The sequence below is a fragment of the Neisseria sp. P0021.S005 genome (genome assembly GCF_051956955.1).
On the sequence record NZ_JBQCWY010000596.1, the window covers coordinates 1 to 1,886 of the forward strand.

Here is a 1,886-nt window from a genome sequence, read left to right on the forward strand (position 1 = left end):
CGTTGGTTACGGAGAAGGCGATGATAAACGCCATAATCACACCGATCAGGCTCTCGCCGACAATCAAACCGGCGGAGAACAGCGTACCGATACGTTCCGCATTTTTCAGACGGCCTTCACGGTTTTCTTGACGGCGGGCGATGACGGATTTCAACACCGCCGCCAATACCGCACCAATCACAATCGGCATATTCACAGACGGCGGCAAGTAAATACCCATGCCCACGGCCAATACCGGCAAAGCACGCTTGCCGCCGGAAGATTTGCGCAATGTGAAATCAACCGCGATCAACGCCACGCCGATGGCCACGCCGGTGAAAATATAATCCCATTGCAGATTGTGCGAGAAAATACCTTGGGCGATGGTGGTCATCAAAGTTGCCTGAGGCGCGGCAAGTGCTTGGGCCGCATCCATGCCTTCACGCGGCATCGCGCCGGTAAAGCCGTAGGCTTCATACAAAAGCTCCAACACAGGCGAAATCACCAATGCACCGACAACGCAACCGACAATCAGCGCAACCTGCTGTTTCCAAGGCGTCGCTTTTACCAGATAACCCGTTTTCAAATCCTGCAGGTTGTCATTGGAAATCGAAGCCACACAAATCACAGACGCGCCGCAAAACAGCGTCAATGCCAGCAGGAATTTGCGGTTTGCCTCATCCACCATCAAGCCGCCGGATTCGCCGACCAGCAGCAACACCAGTGAAATAATGACGATAGAGACGATGCCCACACCCGAAATCGGGCTGGAAGACGAACCGACCAAACCGGCCATATAACCGCAAGCCGCCGCCACCAAAAAGCCGATAATCGAAGCCAGCAGCGTACATACGACCACCAACAGCCAAGCCAAACCGCCGGAAATATGCGAGTCGCCGATAAAGTGGAAGAAGGACACGCCCAACACCAGCATCATCGCCAACACCCAGGCAATCATCGCCTTAGGCGACAAATCCTGTTCCGTGCGCTCGGTCATCTGCGCGCCGCCGAAATTACGGAAAGACAGGCGCATACCCTCGACCATCGGTTTCATCAAAGTCAACAGCGTCCAAATCGCCGCAATACCGATCGTACCCGCGCCGATAAAACGGACTTTTTCCTTCCACAAAGACATCGCAAAAGGAATCATCTCCATATCGGCAGGTTGCGGAATATGCGCCGACAGATAAGGCACGGCCACGCCCCAAGCAATCGAGATACCCAGCAAAATCGCGATACCGCCGGTCAGTCCGACCAAATAGCCCGCGCCCAACAAAGCCAGCGAAAAGCCCATCGGCACTTGGAACACCGACGCACCGCCTTTAAACCAAAAGCTCGCACTGTCCGCCACCACGCGCAAACCGCTTGCGCAGAAGCTCATCAAACCGGCCAATGCGCCGCCCGACACCAATTCCTTGATACCGCTGCCGCCTTCCTGCTGGTCCGCATCATGGTCGCCGACCTTCAAAATCTCGGCCGCCGCCACGCCTTCCGGATAAGGCAAATCGCTCTTCACCACCATCGCATAACGCAAAGGCACAGTGAAAATCACGCCCAAAATACCGCCGGACATACACAGCAGCGTAGTCTGCCAAAACGGAAAGCCCGCCCAATAACCGGCCATCAGCAAACCCGGCAGAATAAAAATAATACTGGAGAGCGTCCCCGCGGCCGAAGCCTGAGTCTGCACCATATTATTTTCCAGAATATTGCTGCCTTTAAAAAACTTCAAAACCGCCATCGAAATCACCGCAGCCGGAATCGAAGACGCAAAAGTCAGGCCCACCTTCAAGCCCAAATACACATTGGATGCCGTAAAAATCACCGTAATCAACGCGCCGAGTATCATCCCCCGCAGCGTCAGTTCACGGAAACTCGCATAAGGATCAACCGCCTGTTTCATAAAA

The 1,886-nt window shown here is 54.4% G+C and carries 1 protein-coding gene; it reads right to left on the reverse strand.

Annotation, left to right across the window (positions count from 1 at the left end; translation table 11 throughout):
- Positions 1-1,882 (reverse strand): OPT family oligopeptide transporter (locus tag ACTHUE_RS17300; RefSeq protein ID WP_440424059.1); only part of this gene is annotated, 1,882 nt, incomplete at its 3' end.
- Positions 1,883-1,886: the final 4 nt, after the last annotated feature.